The 23804-nt window shown below is 36.8% G+C and carries 21 protein-coding genes; 18 read left to right on the plus strand and 3 right to left on the minus strand.

From position 1 onward, the window contains the following. Positions 1–268 precede the first annotated feature (268 nt). The 15 genes from XM47_RS10660 (at position 269) to XM47_RS10730 (ending at position 13501) form a co-directional block, all read left to right on the plus strand. Positions 269–1012, plus strand: coding sequence for a dienelactone hydrolase family protein (locus tag XM47_RS10660; protein ID WP_048692344.1), 744 nt, complete (start codon positions 269–271; stop codon positions 1010–1012). 19 nt (positions 1013–1031) lie between these two features. Beyond that, positions 1032–1781 (plus strand): methylenetetrahydrofolate reductase, encoded by a 750-nt coding sequence (locus tag XM47_RS10665; protein ID WP_048692346.1) that lies wholly within the window; start codon positions 1032–1034, stop codon positions 1779–1781. A gap of 127 nt (positions 1782–1908) precedes the next feature. Continuing rightward, a complete protein-coding gene (gene glyA / locus XM47_RS10670; protein ID WP_048692348.1) occupies positions 1909–3171 on the plus strand; it encodes a serine hydroxymethyltransferase in 1263 nt (420 codons plus the stop codon). Between the two features lie 66 nt (positions 3172–3237). Then, positions 3238–3693 carry a transcriptional regulator NrdR gene (gene nrdR / locus XM47_RS10675; protein WP_048692350.1) on the plus strand — a complete coding sequence of 152 codons (456 nt, stop codon included), beginning with the start codon at positions 3238–3240 and terminating at the stop codon, positions 3691–3693. 90 nt (positions 3694–3783) lie between these two features. Next, complete coding sequence (gene ribD / locus XM47_RS10680; protein WP_048692352.1) at positions 3784–4914, plus strand: bifunctional diaminohydroxyphosphoribosylaminopyrimidine deaminase/5-amino-6-(5-phosphoribosylamino)uracil reductase RibD; 1131 nt, start codon at positions 3784–3786, stop codon at positions 4912–4914. 74 nt (positions 4915–4988) lie between these two features. Then, on the plus strand, positions 4989–5636 hold the full coding sequence (locus tag XM47_RS10685) for a riboflavin synthase (protein ID WP_048692353.1): 648 nt from the start codon (positions 4989–4991) through the stop codon (positions 5634–5636). Positions 5637–5699: 63 nt separating this feature from the next. After that, positions 5700–6812, plus strand: a complete 1113-nt coding sequence (ribBA, locus tag XM47_RS10690) for a bifunctional 3,4-dihydroxy-2-butanone-4-phosphate synthase/GTP cyclohydrolase II (RefSeq protein ID WP_048692355.1) — start codon at positions 5700–5702, stop codon at positions 6810–6812. 98 nt (positions 6813–6910) lie between these two features. Then, positions 6911–7375: a 6,7-dimethyl-8-ribityllumazine synthase gene (ribH, locus tag XM47_RS10695; protein ID WP_048692357.1), complete on the plus strand. Its 465-nt coding sequence runs from the start codon at positions 6911–6913 to the stop codon at positions 7373–7375. A gap of 9 nt (positions 7376–7384) precedes the next feature. After that, positions 7385–7804 (plus strand): transcription antitermination factor NusB, encoded by a 420-nt coding sequence (gene nusB, locus XM47_RS10700; RefSeq protein WP_048692359.1) that lies wholly within the window; start codon positions 7385–7387, stop codon positions 7802–7804. Positions 7805–7836: 32 nt separating this feature from the next. Beyond that, positions 7837–8805 carry a thiamine-phosphate kinase gene (thiL, locus tag XM47_RS10705; RefSeq protein ID WP_048692408.1) on the plus strand — a complete coding sequence of 323 codons (969 nt, stop codon included), beginning with the start codon at positions 7837–7839 and terminating at the stop codon, positions 8803–8805. Continuing rightward, the gene (locus XM47_RS10710; protein WP_048692361.1) at positions 8789–9301 is read left to right on the plus strand and encodes a phosphatidylglycerophosphatase A family protein; all 513 of its coding nucleotides are present in this window, start codon (positions 8789–8791) and stop codon (positions 9299–9301) included. Before thiL ends, XM47_RS10710 begins: the two co-directional genes overlap by 17 nt. A gap of 9 nt (positions 9302–9310) precedes the next feature. Further along, on the plus strand, positions 9311–10159 hold the full coding sequence (locus tag XM47_RS10715) for an isopenicillin N synthase family dioxygenase (protein WP_048692363.1): 849 nt from the start codon (positions 9311–9313) through the stop codon (positions 10157–10159). A 129-nt stretch (positions 10160–10288) separates the two neighbouring features. Beyond that, positions 10289–11356, plus strand: a complete 1068-nt coding sequence (locus XM47_RS10720) for a hypothetical protein (protein ID WP_048692365.1) — start codon at positions 10289–10291, stop codon at positions 11354–11356. A gap of 2 nt (positions 11357–11358) precedes the next feature. Next, positions 11359–11934, plus strand: coding sequence for an LPP20 family lipoprotein (locus XM47_RS10725; RefSeq protein WP_048692367.1), 576 nt, complete (start codon positions 11359–11361; stop codon positions 11932–11934). An 88-nt stretch (positions 11935–12022) separates the two neighbouring features. After that, a complete protein-coding gene (locus XM47_RS10730) occupies positions 12023–13501 on the plus strand; it encodes a transglycosylase SLT domain-containing protein (RefSeq protein ID WP_048692369.1) in 1479 nt (492 codons plus the stop codon). Between the two features lie 25 nt (positions 13502–13526). On the opposite strand, the gene XM47_RS10735 is transcribed toward XM47_RS10730, so the two are convergent. Further along, entirely contained in the window at positions 13527–14537 is a 1011-nt protein-coding gene (locus XM47_RS10735; RefSeq protein ID WP_048692370.1) for a GGDEF domain-containing protein, read from the minus strand. Positions 14538–14792: 255 nt separating this feature from the next. Between XM47_RS10735 and XM47_RS10740 the strand changes: the two genes are divergently transcribed. From XM47_RS10740 to XM47_RS10750, 3 genes are read left to right on the plus strand one after another with little or no spacing between them, the layout of a single operon-like run. Further along, a complete protein-coding gene (locus XM47_RS10740; RefSeq protein ID WP_048692373.1) occupies positions 14793–15716 on the plus strand; it encodes a tetratricopeptide repeat protein in 924 nt (307 codons plus the stop codon). A gap of 30 nt (positions 15717–15746) precedes the next feature. Next, a complete protein-coding gene (locus XM47_RS10745; RefSeq protein ID WP_048692374.1) occupies positions 15747–16985 on the plus strand; it encodes a hypothetical protein in 1239 nt (412 codons plus the stop codon). A gap of 16 nt (positions 16986–17001) precedes the next feature. Beyond that, the gene (locus tag XM47_RS10750) at positions 17002–18039 is read left to right on the plus strand and encodes an LPP20 family lipoprotein (RefSeq protein ID WP_048692376.1); all 1038 of its coding nucleotides are present in this window, start codon (positions 17002–17004) and stop codon (positions 18037–18039) included. 67 nt (positions 18040–18106) lie between these two features. Here XM47_RS10750 and XM47_RS10755 read toward each other — a convergent pair whose 3' ends face one another. Together XM47_RS10755 and XM47_RS10760 are read right to left on the minus strand one after the other, a co-directional pair. Continuing rightward, the gene (locus tag XM47_RS10755) at positions 18107–20110 is read right to left on the minus strand and encodes a multiheme c-type cytochrome (protein ID WP_048692378.1); all 2004 of its coding nucleotides are present in this window, start codon (positions 20108–20110) and stop codon (positions 18107–18109) included. After that, positions 20107–23559: an FG-GAP repeat domain-containing protein gene (locus tag XM47_RS10760; protein WP_172656524.1), complete on the minus strand. Its 3453-nt coding sequence runs from the start codon at positions 23557–23559 to the stop codon at positions 20107–20109. The genes XM47_RS10755 and XM47_RS10760 overlap by 4 nt, the downstream gene beginning before the upstream one ends. Positions 23560–23804: the final 245 nt, after the last annotated feature.

The raw sequence follows: 23804 nt of genomic DNA on the forward strand, positions 1-23804 counted from the left end.
ATTAATTTATAGTTGAATATATACTTTTTGCGTAGACTCTGGTGCAATTTGACGAATCTTAATGCTCGCGACTAATCACTAAGCAAATACGCGGCCACAATTTTAATTTCAATTAACGCATAAATTTATTTGTGATTTTTTTTCTTAGGCTTCAAAGACAAAATTATTTTAGTTGAAAATATTTCAACTAAAAGTTTCAGAAAAACTAATCAAATTCAATTTTCAACATGTATAATGCGCAACTAAATTGCGCAATCGAGATCAAATTATGATAATTAAAACTGAATTTGTTGATATTCAAACGCCAACAGGCACGATGAGAACCTATATCTATCGTCCTCAAGCTGAAGGTAGTTACCCTGCTATTATTTATTATTCTGAAATATTTCAACAAACTGATCCGATAGCGCGTTCTGCAGCAATTATGGCCGGCCATGGTTTTGTGGTTTTAGTGCCAGAAGTTTTCCATGAGTTAAATCCGATTGGAACAGTATTAGGTTATGACGATGTAGGGAAAGATAAAGGTAATGCAGATAAATTTGCTAAGCCTTTGGAGTCTTACGATAGCGATAATCAAGCTATGGTTGAATTTCTGCAAAGTCAAAACTATTGCACAGGTAAAATTGGTGCCATGGGTGTTTGTATTGGTGGTCATTTAGCTTATCGAGCTGCTATCAATGAAAATATTTTAGCGGCCTCTTGTTTATATGCGACAGACATTCATTCTAATACTTTGCCTTGTGGTGAAGGCCAAGATTCATTAACCAGAACCAAAGATATTCAAGCTGAGTTAATGATGATTTGGGGTAAGCAGGATCCGCATGTACCAAACGAAGGTCGTTTTTTAGTTCATCAAAATTTAATTGATTCAGGTGCTAAATTTACTTGGCATGAATTTAATGCAGCACATGCCTTTATGCGCGACGAAGGTTTAGATAGATATGATCCTGAGCTTGCATTAACCGTATATAAAATGTCGGTAGATTTGTTCCGCCGTACCCTTTGCCAATAAGAGAGTGGCAGTTAGTAATATGAATATTTCATTTGAAGTTGTACCTCGTACAGAAGAGGCAACACAGCAGCAAATCGAATTTGTGAAACAAAATTTACCTTTTGTAAACACAATTAATATACCTGATTTGCTTAGATTACCGATTAGAAGTTGGGATGGGACTGATTACGTTGATCAAAACCAATTCAATTTTATTCCTCACGTTCGTTCCATCGATTTTGATTTAAAGTCTAATAAATTACAGCAAATCATTGAAGCGAGAGAATTAAGCAAAATTTTATTAGTAACTGGTGATCCACCACCGGATAGAAATCATCAAATTTATAATACAGATGTAGTTGATCTTGTCCGTAAAATTCGTGGTGATTTTCCTGATATTGAAATCTACTGTGGTTTTGACCCATATCGTCAAGGGGTTAAACAAGAGAAAGATTACATTAATAAGAAATTTGATGCTGGATGTGACTTCATTTTATCTCAACCGTTTTTTGATATGCGTTTGTTAGAAGTTTATTCAGACTTTTTGCCAGCTGAAAAAGTTTACTGGGGTGTTTCGCCAGTGATTACCGAGAAAAGTCAATCTTATTGGGAAAGTGTCAATCACGTTGCATTTCCAAAATCTTTTAAACCTGATTATGAATGGAACGTGCAGTTTGCCCTAGATGTATTAGAGCATTGTAAGAAAACCGGTTCACATTGTTATTTCATGCCGATTCGAATTGATTTAGATAAGTACTTTTTACCGATTAAAAATTCATTTACAGCGTAAATTTCAATAAAACTTGTAATTTAGCTGGTTTAAAACGAATAAAGCCTGATCAAATGGTAGGCATAATTCGTATTACATTATACAATGCGCGTTTTTTACCTTACTGCGCTTTTTAACAGGAGACTCCATGTTTACTCGTGACATGAATATTGCTGATTTTGACCCTGATTTATTCGATGCGATCCAAAAAGAAACGGTTCGCCAAGAAGAACATATCGAATTAATTGCTTCTGAAAACTACACTAGCCCTCGCGTGATGGAAGCACAAGGTTCTCAGTTAACTAACAAATATGCAGAAGGCTACCCAGGCAAGCGTTATTATGGTGGTTGTGAGCATGTTGACGTTATTGAGCAATTAGCAATTGATCGTGCTAAAGAGTTATTTGGTGCAAAATACGCGAACGTACAACCTCACTCAGGTTCGCAAGCGAATGCGGCTGTTTATATGGCTTTAGTTAAGCCTGGCGATACTATTTTAGGTATGAGCTTAGCGCATGGCGGTCATTTAACGCATGGTGCTTCTGTATCTTTCTCTGGTCGTATTTATAATGCGATTCAATATGGTTTAAACCCTGAAACAGGTGAAATCGATTACGCAGAAGTAGAGCGTTTAGCACAAGAACACAAACCAAAAATGATAGTAGCAGGTTTCTCTGCATACTCTCGTGTTGTTGATTGGAACAAATTCCGTGAAATCGCAGACAGCATAGGTGCATACTTATTCGTTGATATGGCTCACATTGCTGGTTTAGTTGCAGCAGGTGTTTACCCTAGCCCAGTTGGTATTGCTGATGTAGTTACTTCTACAACACACAAAACGCTTGGTGGTCCTCGTGGCGGTATCATTCTTGCGAATGACAATGAAGAATTAAATAAAAAATTAAACTTTGCAGTTTTCCCTGAAAGCCAAGGTGGTCCTTTAATGCACGTAATCGCTGCCAAAGCGGTTTGTTTTAAAGAAGCATTATCAGACGAATATAAAGCATATCAAACTCAAGTTGTTAAAAATGCTCAAGCTATGGCTAAGGTATTTATTGAGCGTGGTATTAATATCGTTTCTGGTGGTACTGATGATCACTTATTCTTAGTTGATTTAATTGGTAAAGAATATTCAGGTAAAGATGCTGATGCCGCTTTAGGTGAAGCAAATATCACTGTAAATAAAAACTCTGTACCTAACGATCCACGTTCTCCTTTCGTTACTTCTGGTTTACGCATAGGTTCACCTTCAATCACTCGTCGTGGTTTCAAAGAAGCTGAATCAGCAGAATTAGCAGCTTGGATTTGTGACGTATTAGATGGCTTAGAAGCAGGTGATGCAACTAAAGCAATCGCAGAGACGAAACAAAAAGTTTTAACTATCTGTAAATCTTTACCTGTTTACGCTTAAAGTTTAGATTTAATTATTTGTAAATAAGGCCGCTTTTGCGGCCTTATTTTTATTTTTGGTTTAATTATGTATTGCCCATTCTGTTTAGCTCAAGATACTAAAGTAATTGATAGCCGTTTAGTTGCAGAAGGTCACCAAGTTCGACGTCGTCGCCAGTGTAATGAGTGCACCGAAAGGTTCACTACGTTTGAAACTGCAGAATTAGTCATGCCGAGAGTGATAAAGTCAGACGACAGTCGAGAACCTTACAATGAGAATAAGCTAAGGTTAGGCTTGATGCGAGCCTTAGAAAAGCGGCCTGTCAGTACGGAACAAATTGAAACCATAATTAGCCAGTTGGAATCTGCTTTGCGTGCTACAGGCGAACGAGAAATCCAAAGTAAATTGATCGGAAATATACTGATGGATAAGTTAAAGGATGTTGATCAAGTTGCTTATGTTCGTTTTGCTTCTGTATATCGTTCTTTTCAAGATATCAAAGAGTTCGGTGAAGCGATTGCAGGGCTAGATGAGCGTAAATAACAAATTAATAACTTGCGGATAAATCCCTCAACTTAGGAAACTCAACTAGTATTGAATACTAACAATTCAAATTTTGGATCGGCCAAGGCTATGACAGTTCTTAATCAAGACGATTTTTTCTATATGACTTTAGCTATTCGTGAAGCTGAAAAAGGTCGTTATACAACGTCTCCAAACCCTAATGTGGGTTGTGTTATCGTTAAAGATAACCAAGTAATAGGAAAAGGCTTTCATATACAAGCGGGTGGACCACACGCTGAGGTACATGCATTGGTTGCCGCAGGTGAAAATGCGCAAGGAGCCACTGCGTATGTCACGCTTGAACCATGTAGCCATACTGGTAAAACGCCACCTTGTGCTGAAGCTTTAATTAAAGCTCAAGTTGCTAAAGTAGTGGTTGGTATGACAGACCCAAACCCGCAAGTGAGTGGCCGAGGCATTGAAAAGTTGCGTAATGCAGGTATTCAAGTTCATCAAGATTGTTTAACTCAAGAATGTGAGAAGCTAAACGCTGGATTTATTAAGCGAATGGTCAACAAGCTTCCTTATGTGCAACTAAAACTTGGTTCAAGTTTAGATGGTAGAACGGCTATGAGTAGTGGTGAAAGTCAGTGGATCACGTCTGCAAAAGCTCGCCAAGATGTGCAAGATTATCGTGCACAAGCATGTGCTGTGATTACAGGTGTCGGTACAGTCATGGCTGATAATCCAAGTTTAAACGTTCGCCAAGCTGAATTTAAACCCAATCATTATCCTTGCGAAAAATTAAGACAGCCAGTAAAAGTTGTTATAGATAATCAACATCAAATTACGCCTGAATATAAATTAATTAACCAAGCAGAAACGGTATATTTGGTTTCTAATAAACATAGAAACGATGCTGAAAATATAAATTGGCCTGTTAACGTTAAATTTTTAACCTTAAGCCAAGCTGGTGAGCATGTTTGTTTAACTGAACTATTAACTCAGTTAGCTTTACTTGAAATTAATCAAGTATGGGTGGAGGCGGGCGCTAAATTAGCGGGTGCTTTTATTGCTCAAGGTTTAGTTGATGAGTTGATTATTTACCAAGCGCCCAAATTATTAGGTGAGAATACCAAAGGGTTAATTGAGGTTACCGATTTAACTAAACTAAATCAGGCGATAGAATGGCGTTACCAAGAAGTCCGTCAGGTCGGTGATGATCTAAAATTGGTTCTGTTTCCTAAATTAAGCAGTTGATAAATACACAAATTAAGATCAATTTAAAATTGATGTATTAATCGATTCATTCTTAAATGAATAAAGAGAAAAATATGTTTACTGGAATTATTGAAGCGGTTGGCAATATACAAAAAATCAATCCAAAATCAGGCGATTTTGAGTTAGTTGTCGACGTTAATTCACTTGATATGAGTGATGTGAAATTAGGTGATAGTATCGCAGTTAATGGCGTTTGCTTAACGGTAACACAGTTTAGTAAAACAAGTTTTAATGCAGACGTATCAGCTGAAACGATTAGATGTACAAAATTAGCTGATTTAACTTCAGGTAGTAAAGTGAACCTCGAAAAAGCTTGTCGACCAGACAGCAGGCTAGGTGGGCATATTGTCAGTGGTCACGTAGATGCAGTTGGCCGAGTTGAATCCGTATTAGCTAATGCCAATGCAACAGATTACTGGATAAGTGCACCAGATGAAATTAGTCACTATATTGCGGAAAAAGGCTCTATTACAGTAGATGGTATTAGTTTGACTGTGAATCAAGTTGAACAGAATCAATTTAGACTGACGATTATTCCTCATACAACAGAACAAACTAATATTCTAGACTGGGTTGTGGGTGCAAAAGTAAATTTAGAAGTCGATGTAATAGCTCGATACTTAGAAAGATTAATGACAGCAAAACCAAAATCTGAAGGCGTAACTATGGAGTTACTTGCTAAGAGCGGATTTTTAAAATAGTAACCCTCAAGCTTGATGAGGTATTTATTATATTAACCTGTTTATTTTTACAAGGCAGATAGCATGAAATTAAATACTGCAGCAGAAATCATCGAAGATATCAAATTAGGCAAAATGGTAATTTTGATGGATGATGAAGATCGTGAAAACGAAGGCGATCTTATCATTGCAGCCGAACATTGTACGCCTGAAATGATTAACTTTATGGCAACACATGGCAGAGGATTAATCTGTTTAACCTTAACTCGTGAACGTTGTCAGCAACTTGATTTACCTTTAATGGTAGATAGAAATGAAGCCGCATTTGGTACTAATTTCACCTTATCAATCGAGGCTGCAACTGGTGTTACTACAGGTATTTCCGCAGCAGATAGATCTAGAACGGTTAGAGCAGCTGTTGCACGTGACGCTAAACCAAGTGATATTGTTCAACCAGGTCATATTTTCCCTATTATGGCGAAAGATGGTGGCGTACTTAATCGAGCAGGGCATACAGAAGCCGGGTGTGATTTAGCAAGATTAGCGGGTTTAGAGCCAGCCGGTGTTATCGTTGAAATATTAAACGAAGACGGCACGATGGCTCGTCGACCTGAACTAGAAAAGTTTGCACAAAAGCATCAAATTAAAATTGGTACTATTGCTGATTTAATCGAATATAGAAATGCTAACGAAACCACAATTGAAAAGATTGGCCAGTGCAAATTACCGACAGAGTTTGGTGAATTTGATTTGTTCACATTTCGCGATACGATCGATGGTCAAGTTCATTTAGCGCTTAAAAATGTTGAGATCAAAGCTGATGAGCCGACTTTAGTTAGAGTACATGTGACAAATGTGTTTGGCGATTTATTAAGATCGAGCCGAGAAGAGTCTCGTTCATGGTCGCTGACGAGTTCATTAAAACGAATTGGTGATGATGGTGGTGTGTTGGTTTTACTGGGCAAAACTGAAAGCCCAGAAGAATTACTTGCGAAAGTGAATTTTTACCAGCAACAAGATGAAGGTAAAAGCCCAAGAGCGACTAACAATTGGCGTGGTACATCGAGAACAGTTGGTGTCGGCTCTCAGATATTATCTGCATTAAATGTCAGCAAAATGCGACTGTTAAGCTCGCAGAAAAAGTATCATTCACTAGCCGGTTTCGGTTTAGAAGTGGTTGATTACGTAGACGAGTAAAAATATTCGCTAAATATTGGTTTTTTTTTAATTAACATTCACTGATTGCGTGAATTTTTGATAGAATTCGCGCAATTTTGAAAAAGTAGGGTTTTATAATGCAAGTTATCGAAGGCGCATTTCCAGCAAAAGGCAAAAAATTTGCTATCGTTGTTTCTCGTTTTAATAGTTTTATCGTTGAATCTTTAGTTGAAGGCGCAATTGATACGTTAAAACGCCATGGTCAAGTTGAAGATGCTGATATTACTATCGTTCGTTGTCCAGGTGCTTATGAATTACCTTTAGTTGCGAAAAAAGTAGTTGAAACAAATAAATATGATGCATTAATTGCATTAGGTGCGGTTATTCGTGGCGGCACGCCTCACTTTGATTTTGTTGCAAATGAATGTAACAAAGGCTTAGCGCAAGTTTCTTTAGATTCAGGTATTCCAGTTGCATTTGGTGTACTGACTACAGATTCAATTGAACAAACAATTGAACGTGCAGGCACAAAAATGGGCAATAAAGGTGGTGAAGCTGCTTTAAGTGCGTTAGAAATGGTTAACGTATTATCTCAGCTGTAGGAGTTTAGATTGAAACCTTCACACCGTAGACGCTCGCGTGAACTGGCTGCCCAATCAGTTTATGCTTGGCAAATGTCTAATAATCATATTAGCAACATTGTTGATAACACGTTAGAAGAAAATAGCTCTTCAACTTTTGATGTTAATTTTTATCGAGAGTTAGTATTAGGCACGGCAAAAAATGCTTCTAGTTTAGATGAAGCTTATAAAGAATTCCTTGACCGTCCAATTGACGATTTAGGCTTTGTTGAAAAAGCTGTACTAAGAGTTGCTGTTTTTGAATTAACACACTGTTTAGAAGTACCATATCGAGTCGTGATTAATGAAGCAATCGAGATAGCTAAAACGTTTGCTGCAGATGACAGTCATAAATTCGTAAATGGTGTACTAGATAAAGCTGTAAAAATTATTCGACCTCACGGTAAATAAACGGCTACATTTATTTGGGCGACTTTGTCACTATGGCTGAATTTGATTTTATCAATAAGTACTTCCATCGTGGCAAAACGCCTGATCAAGTTATGCTTGATAAAGGCGATGACTGCGCCTTAATTGCACCTTCAATTGGCTGCGCACTAGCAGTCACTACAGATACTCTAGTTTGTGGCACACATTTCCTGCCAGACATTCATCCTCATGCATTAGCCTATCGGGCTTTAGCGACTAATATTAGCGATCTCGCTGCAATGGGCGCGTTACCTAAGTGGTTTAGTCTTGCTATTTGCTTACCAAAAGATTTAACAGATACCGAATCTTGGTTAGATAAATTTAGCCAGGGATTATTTCAACTGGCAGATAAACACAATATATATTTGATTGGCGGAGATACGACTTCTGGCCCACTTAGCATAACCATAACAGCGATGGGAGAGGTTGAGCCAACTAAAGCGTTAACTCGTTCAGCTGCGCAAGTGGGAGATCGAATATTTGCATCAGGCAACTTAGGCGGTGCAGCGGGTGCTTTAGATTTTTTGTTAGCTAAATCAACACCGATAAATTCAGATATTGAAACAAGTCTGTTGCAATATTTTAATTATCCCGAGCCGCAAGTGGAACTTGGCCTGTTATTGGCTGGTAAAGCGAATGCTGCAATCGATATTTCAGATGGCTTATTAGCTGATTTGAGCCATATTCTTAAAGCTTCAAACGTAGCCGCTTCTGTTGATTTAGATCTATTGCCCATAGATGATAATTTAATTAAACAATTTGGTTTAAAAAAAGCTCAAATGCTTGCGGCTACAGGCGGTGATGATTATCAATTGTGTTTTACAGTACCAGATGAACAGGTGAGTTTAGTGAAAAAACTATCCTCTCAAGCAAGGATTCAAATTAAGGAAATTGGCATAGTTAAGCAGGGAAGGGGGTTAGAAATTTTCTCTGAAGGCGAGGCTGTCAATATAGATCAAAAAGGTTATCAACATTTTGCGTAAGTTAGAGATTAGACCAGAACTTAAAACCATATCTTGGTTAAACCCTATCCATTTTTTATCTTTAGGCTTTGGTTCAGGCTTAGCACCTATAGCTCCAGGTACATTTGGTACTATAGCTGCTATACCTGTTTATTTAGCTATGCAGCTGTTACCACCTTCGTTTTATATTAGCTTGACGCTCATTTTTATGTTCGCTGGTTTTTGGTTTTGCGGCTACACTGCAAAGGCACTTAATACACATGATCACCCCGCAATTGTTTGGGATGAAGTGGTTGGTTTATTAATTACTTTATCTATTTTTCCATTTTCTTGGATAACCCTATTGCTGGGTTTTTTGCTTTTTAGACTGTTTGACATAATAAAACCATGGCCGATAAGTTGGCTAGATAAACACGTACATGGCGGCGTAGGAATTATGCTAGATGATGTACTCGCCGGTTTAATGGCTTGGGGTTGTTTATGGCTGATTTCGAGTTATCTAGTACCTTTAAGTTAAGGAGAACTTATGACTGAGTTAGTTGCTATTGATTATAGGGCACCAAATGCAGCTCAGCTTTTTACCGAGTCTTTAAAAAATACAGGCTTCGGCGTGCTACGTAATCATCCTTTGTCACAAGAACGGGTTTTAAATCTTTACCAAAGCTGGCAAGTATTTTTTAATCAAAGCGAACAAGCTAAAAATAGCTTTAGCTATAAATCGATTAAACAAGATGGCTTTTTTTCAAGAAATAAAGCAGAAAGCGCGAAAGGCTCATCTCATAGAGATATTAAAGAATATTATCATTATTACCCATGGGGGCAATGCCCTACAGAACTCCAAGGCATCACCCAAGCTTACTATCAGGCGGCAAACTCTCTTGCGGCAGAGTTGCTGGCTTGGGTTGAAGAGTTTACACCGCTAGAAATATCCCATAGTTACACTCAATCTTTATCTAGTATGATAGAAAACTGTGAGAATACTTTACTTCGTATTTTACACTATCCTCCGTTACTTGAAGATGAAGAACCAGAAGCTATTAGAGCTGCGGCGCATGAAGATATTAATCTATTGACGATTTTACCCGCAGCGAATGAACCAGGCTTACAAGTAAAAACTCTAGAAGGTGACTGGTTAGATGTACCGAGTGATTTTGGCTATTTAATTGTAAATATAGGCGACATGTTACAAGAAGCGTCAGCTGGCTACTTTCCATCAACTACTCATAGAGTGATTAATCCGAAAAATAAATTAGAAAATAAATCTAGAATTTCTATGCCGCTATTCTTACATGCAAAGCCTGATGTCGTGTTATCCGAGCGTTATACTGCACATGAATACTTGATGCAAAGACTAAAAGAATTAGGTGTTTTGTAAAATTATCATTGAACTTGAAATCAAGTTAGTTTACTAATGTCATTAAGTTTAAATGCTATTTAGTTTACACTCGTTTATTCCACGCTTGTTTCGTTCAGATTAGCATCACTATAAATATAAGGAAGTAGTTTGCGATTAATACAGTTAGGGATAGTTTTACTCAGTTTATTCTCATCAATCATACATGCAAATGAGCAAGTTCCCTGTTGGTTAAATAAACCTATTAATGATCATTTAATCGGATTTATCGGGGTCTCGAGTCCTTATGCTGCCAAAGCAGATCTACCACTAACTTCTAGTCGTAAAAAAGCACTGTCAAAAATGGCTGCATATTTCGATTGGACGTTAATAGAATCAGATTTCGAAAATTTGAAGCAAAATACTAAGGCGCTATCTAATGGAGCTGAGATCATTTTTGCCAAAGGTTTTCAAAATCAAAATGGATTTTTTAGTTATGTTACCTTCCAAGACAATCGCCATAGAACACAACAAAAGTCACTGAACAAACTTTGTAAATTGTCAGTTTGTCAATTTGAAAAATGCCAACCTGATTGGTTATGCAAAAGTAATGCAAGTGCCGTTTTCGGCGCAAGTAACCTCACTAGTATCCCTTCAAGGCAGTATTTAAAAACGGCTGAAAATGCGCGAGAAATAATGTCTTACTTAGATCAAGCTTATGTTGACGAATATATATACAAAGTAAATACTACAGGTTTAAAGCAAAATGTTGATTTTAGACTCCGTAACTGGAATGTTGATAAGCTGGGCACTTCAAATTCCAAATTACTTAATACGAATGTGTGTCATAGTCGTCACTTTTTGTTTTCTCGGTTTACCCATGACAACTTATCTGTAGTACCATTAAAAACGTTCGATACTTGGTTCGTTAATCCACATTTACCAAGTCGCCAAGGTGCAGTTGGTAGTTTTGTTGGTTATACTGCAGATGGTAAATTTAGTAGCTCGATTAAGTTTGCAATAAAAGATGCGTTAATTGAACTTGCTAAAGTAAAAGAAATTGAGATTGAAAGTGAATATTTAATTGAGAGTGGTACAGGCATTTTCACGCTTTCAAAGACGAAAGAAATAACTTCGACTTCGGTTAGTGCAAAGTTGATGGATATTAAGATTAAAGAAAAAGACAACAAACTAGTTGTTTACACTTGGTTATTAGAAAACCCACAGCAAGGAAATTAAATATGAATATGAAAAAATTAGTATTAACAGCTGGTATCGCAACATTATTATCAGCGTGTGGCTCAACTCAACAGTCAGCTGAATCTACTGGCGTGAATATCCCGGATTGGGTATTGAACCCAGTCGTGGAAGATGGGATAGCCGCTGCGGATTGTGTTAAATTTTCAGGCAATATGTCAATCGATCAAAAAATGGCAGCTGCAAATAGCCGTTTAGCACTTGCGCAACAAATTGAAACTCGAGTTGAAGGTTTAGATAAAACTTATGCGAGTAGAGTAGATGCTAACGATGAACTAACGACAGGAACTAACTTTAGCTCTGTATCAAAGCAGATTACCAAGCAAAAACTGAATGGTAGCCGTATCATTAAATCTGGCGTTGTTGATATTGCTGGTAAAAATCACTTTTGTGTCATGATGTCTATGAGCCCAGAGACAACTAAAGATTTATTTGCTTCAATTGTTCAAGCGTCTAAAAAGACAGTTAACCCTCAAGATGAAAAATTCCTTTACCAAGAGTTTAAAGCCCACAAAGCTGAACTTGATTTAGAAAAAGAAATTGCTCGTCTAACGAACTAAAATAAAAAACGGCAAATTTATTTGCCGTTTTTTTTATTTACATTTCAATTCGCCTGTTCACTTTCATGATTTAATAGGGACTAAGACAATGAAAGGTAAAATAGTCTGTTTACCCATACTATTATCATTACTACCCTTGGCATCGGCACAAAGCCAATCTTTTGCAGAATTTAAAGCAGAAATGGATGCTTTAAAGGCTGAATCACACACCACAAATATAAAAGCTTTTGATAATTGGCAGCAACAAAGGTTAGCTGAATATCAAAATTTTAGACAAGAACACTTTCGCCAGTTAGACAATATGAGAAATGAATTATTGGATAGCTGGGGAGAAGCTGAAATTTCAGACAGTAGAAAATATGTTGAATATGATGACAATGAAACTATTCGCTCAGTGGTTGATTTTGAAAATAACGAAATACGAATTAGTGTATTGCACGAAAAAACAAGCTCAAATGAAAAAGACAAAATAGCTAAGGCTATTTTAGCTCTAAAGCAAAAATTTGAGGCTCAAACTGGCAGCAAGCTAAACTCTCTAGAACAGCTTGTAGGCAATAAAATCACTCAAAATCAAGTTTCTAGTTTAGTTGAAAATGCTGAAGTGAAGGATGATTCCACGCTTATTGAACAACCTATTATTGATATATACCGCCAAGAAATTGTAAAAATTGATCAACAATCTAAAGCGCAAAAAAACCAAGTCGACAAAATCTTAGCCAAACCTTTAGTCAGTGCGCCTGAATCAGAGGACTCTATTGAAGAAGTATCAAAATTAGCTACTGAACACGCCAAAATAGATCAGGAAAAAGCAGACAGAATAAAAGCGCTTAAGAAGAAACTAGTGCGACTTAAGTTAGAGCGAGAAGGGCGTAAACAAGCATATTTAGCAAATAAACAAGCTGAAAAAAACGCTACGAATCAAGTTGAGCAAACAGTTTCTAAACAAGATGATATTGCTGAAGTAACGCCTTCCAAAAAAATAACTACCTATAAAATAAAACTACCTAAACAATCCGAGATTAAGTTAGCTAGACCTTATATTGCCCATGTTGTTGTGCAATCTAGACGTTGGGATTTAGAACCTTCACTTTTATTAGCTATTATGCATACGGAAAGTTATTTTAACCCAAAAGCGAAGTCTCATATTCCAGCATATGGTTTAATGCAGATAGTGCCAAGCACTGCAAGCGTAGATGTAAATCGCTTTTTGTATGAGCAAGATTCAGCTATGTCTGCAGCGGCATTACTAACACCGGCTAAGAATATTGAAACAGGCGTCGCCTACATGCACATTTTAAATTCGCGATATTTAAAATTAATAAAAGATCCTAAAAGCCGAAAGTTTTGTATGATTGCCGCATATAACACTGGGGCAGGTAATGTTGCCAAGACATTTAATCCAGATGGAAGTAGGAATATCAGGAAAGCAGCAAAAATTATAAATCGCTTAACGCCTGGTCAAGTCTATGAAGCTTTGTTGTCTAATTTACCTTACGATGAAACTAAAGACTACATTAGACGAGTGACTAAAAGAGAAGATATTTATCTAGCCGTTAATCAACTTTAACAGCCAGATAAATTAGGCGATTCAATTATTGAGCGTATTGTACTTGGTTTCTACCTAAGTTTTTAGCCACGTACAATGCGTCATCAGCTCTAGACAATATATCAGTAAAGTCTTCACCCTCTAAATATTGTGCGACGCCAAATGACGCGGTTATCTTAGGTAGTTTGAGTTTGTTTTTTGCGCTAACCAGCTTCATTGCTGAAATTTGCTCTCTGATTTTCTCAGCAACTGATAATAAAGCCTCTTTATCCTGTTCAGGTAATAAGATAACAAATTCTTCGCCACCGTATCTAACGGCTTTAGCATAATCAGGTTTAACTTTATTTATTTGCTCTGCCACTTTAGTAATGACAATATCACCAATTAAATGACCGAAGCTATCATTAATTCTTTTAAAGTGATCAACATCAACAACAATGGCAGCTAAAGATGACTTATCACTAAACTGCTTGAGGTAATCTTCCAACCCTCTACGATTCAGCAAACCTGTAAGTGGATCTGTAATCGCTTGGATTTCCATATTCTCAATTTTCGTTTGTAATGCTTTAGTTTCTTGCTGTGACTGTTCTAATTTTTTCCTAAGTTCGGTTTGCTGGATCTTGACTGTATTGGAAGCATTTAATAAAGACTGAATTACATTTAGACTATGTTTAATATCATCTTGATAGACAAGGTCAGACATGCCCTTGGTTAACTGTTGCATGAATAGCTCAACTGAACCGTCACTTGTTTTTATTTGTCTTTGTAAGTCGACTACGATTTTATCTATGTCAGGTATTAGACTCGATTCAGAAGCTGATTTACTTTGTAAAAATTGAACTTGCCATTGTTCTAAGCAGTAATCGTCAATCGGCTTGTCATTTTCTTTAAAATCTAAGTAGGCTGCTCTTAACTCTATATTCACATTCTTAGCAATTTCATAAGCAACGGCATAATTAATTGGTGACATAGACAAGGCCCAACTGGCAAGTAACTCTTGGGCTTTTTCACTATATTTTTTAATTTGTTCAGCTGTATCTTTAATTTTTAATTTCATTTTTAATATAATAAATTGAAACAGAGTAGGAATTCACGATAAGTGAATATTTATAGTGCCATTACAACTAATTTACATGACAGGAAACACGCTGAATTATACCACAGCGCTTGTCCCAATTGATATTTCTATCTAAGTTAGTTTTATTCGGATGAAAAAAACTTTAGTAAATAGTTGTTTTTTGATGTATAAAAATTGATAACAAGCTAATATTTATTTTGCTGCAGGAATTATTTTTAAAAAAAAGGAGTTGAGATGAATCGAATATGTAAACTTGTACTAATCCTATCTGCTGGAGTTAGCTTTTTAACGAGTTGTGCTAATAGTACTAAAATTATTATTCCGACTTATTCAGCGCCTCGAGAAATGAATACTATTTCACAAATTGGTAATGGGGGGGAATCTGCTAAAGGTAGCTTTTTGGCACTAGCAATTAACCCAGAGGTTATTGGTGATACTAGTGCGATAAATGATCAGTTAGACAAATTATTAATCAGCCATATTAAACAGGGTTTAACCGAAACAAATTTCATTACTATATATCCTATTTTTGATGATGCATATGCTCAGTTAAATATGCAAATTTTAAGGTATGATTATAAAAAATCTGAAAATGATATTAGTGCAGATATACAAGTCTCATATACTTTAATTAAAGGAGTTACCGAGCATTTAACTAAATCTTATCATGCTCAAATATCCCGTCACTCAGCGCAGCCCCATTTATTACCATCAAAAAGTTCAGTTTTATCTAGACTTACCCAAGATGTCGCGAATAAATTTATTTCAGATATAACGCCTTTAAGATCTAACCAATTGAGAGAATTTAAATCTCTGCCTAGCGATATATCATACGTTTTAACTTATGCCAAACAAGGTAACTATCAGTCGGCTATTTCCGATTTAGAAGCTTACATGGGCGAAAAAAATTCTGAATTTTACTACAATTTAGCCGTTTTATATGAAGCTATGGGTTGTAAAACTTCGGATGTGAGTAGTTTCGCAAAAGCCAGTGTTTTGTATCGCAAAGCAATGCAAACTGGTGGACATCAAGATCCAGTTATCACAAAAACAAAAGCTAAGTTTGATAACTTTTTTAGGTTGTTTAATAGTACTGAGCAACAGAAAAATGCGAATAAAGCATTAACGCAAGAATTAGAACAAATGTTTGGAATTTAATTAACCACTTTAAACTAAGGCAGGGATGTTATGAAACTTACTATTAAATCTACTTTACTCTTATTTACTGTTTTTCTAAACGGTTGTGCTTCTATGGTTGATGTGGGATTAAGCCAAGCGGAAGTACCCACGTTAGAAAATAATATTAACCGTACAATAATTGGCTTAACTCTGGTAAAAACGGGCAATGCAATCGAGAATATGCCTATATCTGCTGATGCTGAATGGCCTAAAGCCTTGGATGCTGAAATTTCTGAGCAAAATAGAGCTTTAGTTGATGCTTATCTAGATTCTGACCCATTTGTTTCGACCAACGGCTATTCGATAACCTTACAAGAAAATACGCTAGGGGGTTATGCTTTTGCTTCTCCCGCTAAATCGCCTTTGATGTATCAAACTATCAACAAATTAGCAGTTCTTTATGGTAATGATGTAAATAATTGGCCACAAATATTCGAACTAGATAATGATTTTTCAAATTACAATAAATTTAAAATGGGGCAGGTTAAAAAGGTTCAAGCGCTTAATAGCAATATTTATTTAGATTTATCAACCGCTGTCATTAATTTAATGCCAGTTAATTTTCAAAAAGATTTGTCTACATTAAAATATGACATGACCAAGTCTAATAATGAATTGGCTTTGCTCAAAGCAAATGAAAGTGAAATAGAACAAAAATTAAAAGACAAAGTTGATGCCGAAGGCAACACACTGGCGGATTCGGTATTAGCTGACTTAAAATCTAAAATGGCTATCTTAGAAGTAGAAATTTCAGAAATTGATACCATAGCAACAGAGCGTGAAGATTTGTATCTGGCCAAGTTAGATGAAGCTGTTGAAGTATTAAAAGCTGACATCAAGTTGAGTGAAGAACAGATTGGACTCGCTAAAAATATTAAATTAGCCACCAAAGCAATCAAACACTCAGCTTATCAAGCTGGTGGAGCATTCACTTTAGCACTGACAAATATAGGTACTAAAGGTTGTTATCAAAACTTGCCAAAAGAATTAGGTACACTTGTTCAAACTAAATTAATTATCCCTGCAGAAAAGCAAGGTTTACTCGACGAGAGAATGAAACGATTATCTTTAAATGCAGTTTATGCAGTGCCAGCAATTGGAATTGGAAGCTACTATGCAGTTAAACAAGTTTTGCTGGCTAATAAATATCAAGAAGTTGCAGACGTCATTCTCGACGCAGATGAAGCGCAAAAGGCTTTAGAGGCAGAGCAAGTCGCAAATTCAGAATTAGCTAACAAAGCTAATTAAAATAAGAGAAGAAGTAATGTTATATAGAAATATAAAAATAACTAGTTTAGCTGCAATTTTTATAATCTCCGGTTGTTCTTCAACTGGAGGCTCTAGTTTATCAACATCAAATTTGACTAATCAGACGTTCAACGAAAGTAAATTTTTAACTCAAGTACCGAGTGATAATGCCAATTATTATTATGCAACGGGTGTTGGTGAAACAGTTGAAATAGCTAAAAATAAAGCCTTATCCGATATTGCTTCCAGAATATCTGTCTCAATTGCAGGTAGTTTAACGAGCGAGTCTAGCTTAACAGCGCTCAATGATCAGTTTTCATCTAGTGAGAAAACGGTTAGTACAGTTAAAGCGGTTGCTAAAGAAATAGATTTTACAGGTGTTTCTATTGTTAAAAAGCAGCAGCACAACTTTAATCAATATGTTTTAGTTGAAGTTGATAGAAATGTATTAGCTCAAGGACAAATTAATAAGTGGCAAACCACGGATAGCCAAATAAAGCATGAAATGAGCATATTTGATAAGTCTGCATTATTTTATGGCCTAAAAATGTCTAATCAAATATTAGGCATGATAGATAAGGCACGAGCTGAAATAAGCATGGTTAGCTTGATGCTACCTTCTTACTCTACGACTGAAGACATGCAGCGTTACTTAAGTTATCAAACTAAATTAAGAGAAATTAAGAATAAAGCAGTTTTTCACATTAGTGCCGATCAAAACTCTATGGCTTTGAGTAAATTAATCAAAAGCTACTTGAGTAGTGAAAATATTAAAATTTCTGATGTGAGTGGCAATGTCAATTTAGAGCTTATTACACAAGCAAAACAAAGAAGCTTTAAAACAACTAATGAAAAACTAAAAAATATGATTATGGCTGATAGAACAACCACCATTAGGGTTAAAAACGATAGCGGTGTTGTTATTTCAAACAATCTAATTAAAACAAAAGCGACATCGAACGCGAGTCTTAAAGATGCAATTGAGCAGACCAAAGCTTATCAGTATCTGATAGATAAATCGGGTGTATTAAGTTTTTTAAGCGGTAAAAATTAACCTGATTCTCGAATGCTATATAAGGCCACAAGATATTGTGGTCTTTCATTCCAGCCTTTAAATATTCTCAATCCAAATTATCAATTGTCTCTAATTTATCTCTTAACGGCACAGCTAAATGGGTTCTTGATAATTCCATAATGGGTAATGCTTGATACTGTTCTTTCAACGCCCATTTTGCATAGCGAGTATTCAGTTTGCGGTATTTGATTTGGGCACTGATTGAAATTGGGCTTTTTGCCCAATACGGAATTTTAAATTGGTAATCAATCACATCTGATTCACCTGCGCGAATCACGTTTACTGAAGCTTTACCAACCATGTTGAATAAATCGTGTCGCCAAACAAATTCCCCTTTTCTATCAATCGGTAAAGAGCGGTATTGATAAGTATCTGGCTCTAAATAATCTTGGTCGTCAACATAACCTGAATTAAAAATACTTTCGCCTTCGGCATCCAGCACTTGTACTGCAATCCAAGCTTGATTGATATCAATTGTGCCAGCTGGGAAATTGTGGCCAACTCCTATATTGGCAGCAACTATTTTGATGTTAGCTGTTTCACCTTTGTAATAATAATAGGGCTGAATTGCTGAGCTGCGTAATTGCTCATTTAATGGCATTTTATTAATGGTTGCGTCTTTTCTATGCGGCGGTTCAATACTGATTCTAACTTTGTTTGACTGCATAAATTGAGCGATTTTTTGTTGGCCGTCATGATCTTGGTTGAGTGTGGTGAGCATACTATTGGCGGCAAAAAACTCGTGGCTGCGAATGTAACCTCCAGGTGATGCCGACGGATCATTACTTTTAACTAAGGGCATATGGCAATCTTGGCAGCGTTGTTTGTTGGTGTGGCTAAATTTAGGATCGTTGTTACCAGAATAAGGGCTATCTAACCATGCTGCATATTCGTCTTGCATTTTTATCCAAGCCCAGCCGTTGAGCTCTTTATCAATAAACTGGCTATGGCAAACCGAGCAATATTCAGCGGTTGATAATAAATCAGGGGCCATATCTTGTTTATGTTGGGCTGGATTAAATTGCATCGCTAATCGGTTTAGTTTTTGTAATATTGGACTATCTGCGGTTTCAAAAATGTAAGCTTGATTCACTTGGAATTGGTAACTGGCAACTCCTTTATTATGCACGATTTTATTAATACCATGGCAAGATTGGCAGTTTACACCTTCTAAGTTAGCTGTACTGCCCTCTATACCTGCGTGTTTGCCGCCTTCTGATAATTGTCCCGTTAATAAAGCAATAGGTGCATGACAGCCTTCGCAATATCGGGTCGCGGCTATACCTTTATTATTGGCTAACAAACTGACATTGGTAACATAAGTTTTGTCCGATGCTGCTTGTCTATGGGCTGAGCGATACCACTGTTTGGCGATGTCTATATGGCAGTTGGCACACTTATCTGTTGTGGCTAACGCTTTTTCATCGATAAATATATTGTTAAGCGTTTCTGTTTGGCTCGGACGAAACGGATGCGGGCCGTAATTGTACTGGTAATTTTCTACAATCGGCTTAGTGTTATAAGCTTGCTGAGTTTGCTCTTCGGTAATCCATAAACCAAGGGTAAAAAGCGTAGCCGATAAAAAAACTAGGCTGATTGTTTTGGCTAAATACTGGCTGGTTTGAAAGGCTTTTTTAGTCGAATTTTTGTGGCTAAAAAAATGTAAAAATAAATGTAATATAATGGCTAAAATAATGCTGACAGCGCTGTAAAAATGTAGTGAATAAGTGGTTTGATTGTCTTGGCGTTGACCAAAATAAATGAGCTCTAATCCTGAGTAAACCAAGCCGAAAATCACCACTAAACTGACAACTCCAGAGATAAAAACCAATAACCGGCGAACTCCGATAATTCTTTTAATATGCATAAAGCTATAAGGCACAATCAACAGCGCCCATAAACAGCCAAAAGCCAAATGTAATAAGCTAGTCATCTGGCTTACCATACCTTGGCTGAATAAATAACTACAAAAACCAGTTATTGCTAAGGCGCAAAATAACGCGATTAGCCAAGCCAAAAGGTACGCTTCTAATCGAGTCGCTTTATTCATTGCACACCCCTTTGTAATTGATAGCTTTTTAGTTTTTCCCGGGTATCTTCAGTAATGTTTTTATCGACTAATATTTTATTAATATCCATGGCGGAGGCTAACCAAGCATAGTCGCCAACTGTGATTAAATTGGTTAATACTTCACTGTTACCTGAGCTTATTTGTTGTAACAACCAACTGGCACTAAATTTATCTGATTTATACTGCTGCAATGCCCATTGTTGTTTTATATCTGAGGTAATTTTGGGCGACGCCATGAATAGGGCTGATAACCGCTGAAAGGCGAGTGTTTGTTTTATACGCTGTGGTAAATGGGACAAGGCTAATAAATTTTGTGCTTGGCTCTCGGCGAGTAACTTAAACCCCGTACTCAATTGATTTGCTTGGTTTTTGCTTACTAAGTTAGAAACTGCAACCAGATGGCATAAAGACAACACATTATCTGGGCTTGCTGGTTTATGTTTAACAACCGCTTTTGCCTGATCAAAGCAGTGAACTAAAAAGTTGTGTAGTTGTGTCGCTGACAAGGTTAAATGATTTAATGCTTGCTCGTTTGCTAATAATTCAACTTGTTGCTGACTGCTTAATAACGCAAACCAAGAGATGAAATTTTGCAGTTGCGCTGCGATTAATTTTGACGGTGAAATGGTTAATAACTCAGCTTGCCAGTTTTGTATGACTAAAAGATATTGTTGTGACGTTAAATTGAGCTCAAGAATATGTAGCAATGTCGCTTTTTTGTGTTTTTGATTAATCAGGTGTGGTTTGGCTAAAGCCAAACCTAATGCTGCTATTTTTAATTCTGCCGAAGGCGGGTTAACGATTAATTGATATAAAGAATCAATAGATAAGTCGTGATGATGCGCTGCGGTTAAATAACGGATTTGCTGTTGCTCGTTTGACATGTCAGCAAAGGACAACTGAAATGTTGCTAGCCAATGGGTGAGCAAAAAATTAACTTGTTGTTGCTCTAACACAATATTGTCTCTGGCTTGATGAAACAAAGCTAATGATAAAAATACCCAGTTGTTTTTTTGTTGGGTTAGCTCATTTATTTGTTCTGATACGTCGACATTCAGCCGAGTCAGCGCAATGATAGCTTGTTGTATTTCGTCAATCTCATCACTGTTGGCTAATCGTTGGGTTAATAGTGGAATGGCTTCGGTTTGTCTGATTTTGCCTAATGCATTGAGTAAATGTGATCGGCTTGGTTTAGGCACTTGAGTAAACGCATCAATAATAACACTTGAAGCATTATGGTGTTCAGCTTCGGCCAATGCATTTGCGGCACAGCTTACAATTTGGTGGTCATTATTTTGAATTTGTTTAAATAACAAAGGTAAGGCTTTACTTTTACTGCGAACAACAGCTTCTTCTTGACTAAACCAATGCGCAAAAATATCAGCTGTTACACAAAAAGTATTCCTGTCACTCGATTTAAGAAAAGCTAATAAATAACCAGTACTTTGTTCTAGTTCTAACTGCTTAATCGCATTCGCCGCGGCGAGTTTTAAATCTGTACCCGCAGTTTTAAGCCAATATAAATAAAGTGGTAATAATGTTGGTTGACTGGTTGAATTGACTAGATTCACTAGTTCAGTTTGATTGGTGGTTAAACTCGCTTGTTTCAATTGTTCCAACTGGTTGTAGTGAATTGGCTTGTCAGCATTTCGGCGTAAGAAATTGGCTAAATCTAATATGGCTGGTGGTGAGTCTATTGCTGCGTTACTGACACTAGTTGACGCTTTAAAAGACTCCGCTTTGGAATTCGTGACTAGCCACTGATTGTTCTGCCATTGGTAAAATTGGTTTGCAGCTAAAGTTTCTGTGTAGCTTATTTTTGATAGTTTTTTTCTATTATTATTCTTGGCTATTTCTGTCTTAGTCACTTCGGTGGTAATGGTTATTTGGGACTGATTGGCTAAACCCAAATGTACTCTGGGATCGTGTTGACCATACAAAGCTTGACGTGATAGCTGGCTGTTATTTATGTTTTTGCCATTAACTTTGAGCGACGATATTTGGCTATTATCAGCCATGCTTAAGCTAATCCAGTGGTTTGTTGAAGGACTGGCTTGTCTGAGTTGGCTTGGCTGATCTAGTAAAACGGGGGGCTGGGGATCTAACTTGCGAGAATAGGTCGATGTAGTGTTTAGTAATAATCGCGGAAAGTTATTGTTATTGGTAATTAATAAATCTTGCAAGCCATCGTTGTTTACATCGAGCCGAATCACTGAGCGGCTGGAATCGGTATAACTGGGTAAACAATCTATTGCTTTGTATTGCCAAGCTTGCGAGCTGCTTTGGCTTAATTGCATACATAAATTATTTGCCCCTAAACCCATTTGCTTGGTAAATGGATCTGGCAATAAACTGCCCGAAGTCACAACCAGTTCGCTATAACCATTATTGGTTAAATCTGCAAAGTTATGTCCCCAGCGACTTTGATAAATATTGTTATATTGATTGAGGTTTAGCGCCCAACTTAAATCTTTTTTACTTGCTTGGTTTAACTCGAGTGCTAAATTAGCTTTACCACTGTTACGGCTAATAAACAGTATCTCATATGGATCATTTAGTTGTTGGTTGACGCTAGCGTAATGACTATCGTTTACCACTACAGGTAAAAAGTTAGTTGGGAGTGGTTTAAAATTTAATGCCTGGTTAATAAACCCACGAATGGCTTGATCAGCACTATTAAACTCTAATAAATCAGGCCAACCATCTTGATTTAAATCGAGCCAAATTGCAGCTAAAGTGCGTTCACTAATTTTATCTAAGCCAAGTTGTTGGCTAATGTCTTCAAATTGCCAGTTTCCTTGATTCAATAATACTTGATTGCTGATACCATCATAAGCTTGAGGTTGAAACTCTCTGTGGTGTTGCTCACTAAAACCTGCTGATTCTTCTAAATTTTTTTGGTTTTTTTGATATTTAAGATAATGGCTGAGGTGGATATCGGGTAAACCATCTAAATTGATATCAGCAACACTGATATGTGAAGTCCAATTCGCCGACGTCAAGTTAGAAAAGGATTCAATCAGCTTGAATTTAAAATCGCCTAAGTTTTGATACAACAGATCTTGCTGTTGGGTAGCAATGATTATGTCTGGTAAACCGTCCAAATTAAAATCGGCAACCGCACAGGCATGGCTGACTAACTGATTGTTAATGGTTTGTTCTTGGGCAACAAAATAACCTTGCTGGTTGCGATAAATTTGAATGCTGTTGTGTTTGTTCCACCAAACATTTTTACCATAATAGCGAGTTTGACCTGCGCCAGTGACAAATACTAAGTCAATCCAGTTGTCTTGATCAAAGTCAGCAGCGCAGGCGCCAGCAGCTAAAGAATCAATTAAATCGCTAATTTTTCCTGTATGTTGGATATGACTATGTGTCAGACCGCTGGTCAAAGTGATATCGACAAAACTTGGTGCTATCAGTTCCACAGTCTGAACTGATTTTTTTGGAACTTTGTAAAGGTAGCTTGCCGAATTATTATGCCACTCAGTCAGTATAAGTAAAATTAGACAAACCAAAGTAATACTCGCTAAAGTCCTTAGAATTAATCTATAACTCTGTTTCACAAGGATTAATGCCATCGCAGCCAACCATTTGCTTGATTAAAATAAGCGCCCCAATTTACCAGTAAGTTTTGTTTAAAAAATATACATTCGCAAGTTGAATTGAACTT

Origin of the sequence: Catenovulum maritimum, assembly GCF_001050375.1 — a bacterium.
GTDB classification, from domain to species: Bacteria; Pseudomonadota; Gammaproteobacteria; order Enterobacterales; family Alteromonadaceae; genus Catenovulum; species Catenovulum maritimum.